This is a genomic window from Paraburkholderia madseniana, assembly GCF_009690905.1.
GTDB lineage: Bacteria > Pseudomonadota > Gammaproteobacteria > Burkholderiales > Burkholderiaceae > Paraburkholderia > Paraburkholderia madseniana.
This window is the reverse complement of sequence record NZ_VOSW01000215.1, coordinates 1-4542: the sequence shown is the minus strand read 5'-3', so window position 1 is coordinate 4542 and position 4542 is coordinate 1. Positions and strand designations below refer to the sequence as shown.

Annotated in this window: 3 protein-coding genes and 1 pseudogene; all 4 read right to left on the bottom strand. The window is 65.1% G+C overall.

Annotated features, from left to right (window positions below; genetic code table 11):
- Positions 1-108: 108 nt before the first annotated feature.
- Positions 109-1491 carry a TadA family conjugal transfer-associated ATPase gene (locus tag FSO04_RS45035; protein ID WP_154567854.1) on the bottom strand — a complete coding sequence of 461 codons (1383 nt, stop codon included), beginning with the start codon at positions 1489-1491 and terminating at the stop codon, positions 109-111.
- Between the two features lie 3 nt (positions 1492-1494).
- A complete protein-coding gene (locus FSO04_RS45030) occupies positions 1495-2736 on the bottom strand; it encodes a fimbrial protein (RefSeq protein ID WP_154567852.1) in 1242 nt (413 codons plus the stop codon).
- Positions 2737-2868: 132 nt separating this feature from the next.
- Entirely contained in the window at positions 2869-4266 is a 1398-nt protein-coding gene (locus tag FSO04_RS45025) for a type II and III secretion system protein family protein (RefSeq protein WP_154567850.1), read from the bottom strand.
- A gap of 41 nt (positions 4267-4307) precedes the next feature.
- Positions 4308-4542: pseudogene (locus FSO04_RS46740) on the bottom strand (Flp pilus assembly protein CpaB); the annotation flags it as partial.

The following is a 4542-nucleotide window of genomic DNA, read 5'->3' as shown; positions in this document are numbered from 1 at the left end:
ATATAACGCTCGGTGCTCGCCTGGTCTTTGCGTTGCGCGCCACGTTGCCATAGCAGCAACGCGAGCGCCACGCATAGCAGCGCGAGCGCCGCGAAGACCAGTACCACGCTAGACATTGAAGCCTCCGCCGAAGCCGCCACCGCCGCCTCCGAAGCCACCACCGCCGAAGCCCGCGTTACCAAACCCGTTCTGCGCCTCGCCACCGCCCAACGCCTGGCGGAAACGCGCCAGTTTCGGCGAGTGCGGGTGAATGCCGAGCGACACCCAGTTATCGAGTTCGTCGCCCTCGGCGGTCGCGACCGGCTCGTAGCGATAGAGCTCCTGCGTCGCGATGATGTTGTCCGACAGACCCGTGACCTCGGTGATCGACAGAATTCGCCGGCGCCCATTCGAAAGGCGGCCGATCTGCACGATGAAGTCGATCGCATTGGCGATCTGCCGGCGCAAGCTCGACTCCGTGCCCTGGAAGCCCGCGAACCCGGCCAGCATTTCGAGGCGGTACAGACATTCGCGCGGCGAACTGGCGTGCACGGTGCCCATCGAACCGTCGTGGCCGGTGTTCATCGCCTGCAGCATTTCGAGCACCTCACCGCCGCGCACTTCGCCGACGATGATGCGGTCCGGCCGCATCCGCAAGGTGTTGCGCAGCAGGTCGCGAATCGTCACGACGCCCGCGCCGTCGAAGCCGCCCGGACGGCTTTCGAGCCGCACCACGTGCGGGTGGTTCAGCGACAGCTCGGCCGTGTCTTCGATCGTCACGACCCGCTCCGGCTCGGGGATGTGGAACGCCAGCGCATTGAGCAGCGAGGTCTTGCCCGAACTCGTGCCGCCCGACACCAGCACGTTGCAGCGCGCGGCGACCGCCGCTTCGAGCAACGCGCCGATTTCCGGGTTGTAGGTGCCGTTGGCGAGCAGATCCTCGGGACGCATCGGATCTTTGCGAAATTTACGGATCGAGACGATCGGCCCGTCGATCGACAGCGGTTCGATCACCACATTCACACGCCCACCGTTCGGCAGGCGCGCGTCGACCATCGGATTCGATTCGTCCAGACGCCGCCCGATCGGCGCAAGAATGCGCCGCACGATCCGCAGCAGATGCGCGTTGTCGGCAAAGCGCACCTGAATCTTGGTCAGGATGCCGTGACGCGACACGTAGACGTCGTTGTAGCCGTTGATCAGAATATCTTCGACGGCCGGATCGGCGAGCAGATCCTCGATCGGGCCGAAGCCCGCCAGTTCCTTGGTCAGCGCCTCGGCGATCAACCGCACTTCGCTCTCGTTGATCGGAATCCGGCGCAGCCGTACGAAGCTGTCCATTTCCAGATCGACGAACTGGTTGATCGCGTTACGCGACCAGCGGCCGAACTCGGAGCCGAGTTCCTCGATACGCGTCAGCAGGTGTTCGTGCGCAGCGTTCTTGATGTCCTGGAACTGCTGGCTATGCGCAAACGAAGGCGCGTCGTCGGCAAATTCGATTTCTTTTGCCATCGTCTATGACCGCTTGTAAGTGGTTGGAATGAAGCGCTTGAGCGCGCCGAGCGCCGATTTGCTGCGTGCTTGCGCGGCCGCGCGCGCCGCGCCGCCGAGCCGTTCGATCAAGGGTTCGAGTGCGCGCACGTAGGGATCGCGCGCCGCGACATCGGCCAGCAGATGCCCCTGGTTGACCGCCTGGCCGAGCGAGATGCGCCGCTCCGGCAAGGTGGCGAGCAACGGAATATCCAGACGCTGGGCGATCTGCGCGGCGGCGAGACCGAGGTCGGCATCGAACTTGTTGACGATCAGCCGCACATTCGCCGTGTCCACGCCCTCTTCGCGCAACGCGTCGAGCACGCTGACCGCCGAAACGATCGAGGCGACGCCCTGATCGCACAACAGCCACGTTTCGTCGGCAGCCTGCACGACATGAGCAATGAACTCGCTATTGGTGAAGCCGCCGAGATCGACGATCTGCTGATCGAAGAACGCGCGCAGCCGATTCAGCAAACCGATCGATGATGAGTACGAGACCTCACGCATGTCAGCGAGATTCGGCGGCAGCGTGGTGAGCGCGAGACCGCTCGAATGATGCGACAGTGCGGTGTGCACGAAGGTCTGATCGAAGCGGCGCAGGTTGCGCACGGCTTCGACGAAATTGAATTCGCTGCGCGTATTCAGGAGCAGCGAGCCGTCGCCGGCCGGCAGGCCGAGATCGAGCAAGGCGGTTTGCCGTCCTTGCGCGACGTCGCGCCGTTGCAACATCACCGATAGATTCGCGGCCAGCGTGCTCACGCCCATGCCGATGCGCGCACCCAGCAGCGCAGTGACGTTGCCATGGCGGCTAACCGGTTCGACGAGATTGTCCAGAACCTGGCGCGTGATGCGCAACGCGTCTTCGGCGGGCGCGGACAGGTCGATGAAATCGCGCACGCCGGCACGCAGCGCGGCCAAGGCGCTTTCGGGCTCGGCGAGCGAACCGAGCGCGACAATCTGCATGCCGGGATAGGCCGCGCGCACCGCGCTCGCCGCGGCACTCGCCGCCGCGGCACGGCCGCCGGAAAAGTCGACGAACACCAGCGACGGATTCAGCGCCGCAATGCGTTGCATCAGCATCGAGGGATCGAGTGTGGCCACTTCGACCACACCTGCGCCCACCAGCGTATCGGCGAGCCAATGCACGTGTTCGTCGGCCAGCGACGCAAACACGAAATAATCGGTGACCGCCCGTTCAGTCAATGAATGCGTTCTCGCGTTCATGTTGGACATCCTTATGCGGCATGGGCTGCAAAGCCCCCGCGTCGTACTGCTTGCCAGCGGGCTCGCGCGGTTCGCGTGCATGCTGGCTCACTGCTCCACCGATCCGGCGCGCCGCCTGGGCGACCGCCGGCTTCACTTCGAAAATCCCGGCGCTGCGTCGCGCGCCGCCACACCACCAATCAGCGAGCGCCACACCGGCCCGTTACGCTGCTCGGACTGCTCGCCCGGCGTCGACGGCAAGGCCGCGCCCTTCGCGAGCGGTGACACCAGATGCGGCGTCACGATGATCACCAGCTCCTTCTCGTTCTGCTGGTAATTTAACTGCTTGAAGAAGGTGCCGATGATCGGCAGATCGCCGAGCAAAGGCACCTTCGAGACATTCGATGCGGTCTCGCGGTCGATCAGGCCGCCGATCACGAAGCTCTCGCCGTCGCCGAGTTCGACTGTGGTGTCGGCACGGCGCGTGGTGAACGCGGGCACCGACACGCCGCTGATCGTCACGGCGTTGGCGAAATCCAGTTGGCTCGCCTCGGGCGCCACCTTCAACGCGATGCGTTGCGGGCTCAACACGGTCGGCGTCAGCGTGAGTCCGACGCCGTACGGCTTGAATTCGATCGAGGTCGAACCGAGCGCCTGCGGCACGGGAATCGGCACTTCACCGCCGGCGAGGAAACTGGCACTCTGTCCGGACAAGGCCACGAGTGTCGGCTCCGCCAGCACGCGCGCGAGGTTGTTGCTCTCCAGCAGGCTCAGGTTCGCGAACAGCCCGTGCGTGGCGGAGTTGAAAATCAGGTTGAACGCTGACGAAATCGGCGTCGTAGCCGTCGTTTGCGGCTGCTGCCCCGCGGTCGCGGAAACCGAAGTTAGCGCCGATGGCGCAAACGAGCCAAACGAAAAGCCGTTGTTCTGCTTGAAGAAGTTGAAGCCCACTTCCTTGAGCACCGAGCGGCTGAACTCAACCACCCGCACATCAACCTGCACTATCGCGCGGCTCGCCACCGTCGACGTGTCGAACACCGCGCCATCCTTGCCGAGCGAGCCTTCCGCCGCGACCACGGCGCGCTGATGCGCCTCCATCGTCGCCGACGAGCCGGAGACCACCGCCGTGCCGCCGAGCACCTTGACGCGCGGCGTATCGGGCCCGAGCAGCGAAGCCGCTGCCGGCGTGATGACGTTGACCGTATAGATCAGTGGCGCCTCGCGATCGCTCGCCCACAGCATCAGGTTGGTCGTGCCCGCCGCCTTGCCGACCAGCAGTACGCCGCCGCGCTTGTCACCCTTGATGATCAGCACATCGGCCACTGCGGGGTCGCCTATCGCGACACGCTTCAGGGTGTGGCCGGTCGCGAGCGGTTGCTGCGCGCCAACCTTCAGGTCGATGGTTTGCGAGGGCGCAGCTTGAGCCGCCTGGGGCGCTTGTGCGGAATGCCCTTGCTGCGCCGGACCCGCCGCGTCAGTCGCAGCCGATACGGCGAGCAAGGCCAACCCGACCCACGCCACTTTCCCGAAAACAAAAATCCGTTCTGTCATGTAGTTTTGGACGCGTCCGGCCGCCCGCTCCCTGAAACTGCTTACCAGGCGACCGTCTCGGCGCGCCCACCCCGTATCACTTCGATACCGCTCTTTGTACTGTTTGTGTTACCCGCGACGCGCGTAGGCAGCTGCGGCATATGCGGCAACGGCGGCCGCGCACCGGCGCCTGCCGAATTGGTGCTTCCCGACAAGGCATCGAGCGACACGCCGGCCGCGGCGCGGGTCGAATCCTGCAGCGGCCCGGCCGCGCCGGCGGTGGCAACCGTCTTCAAC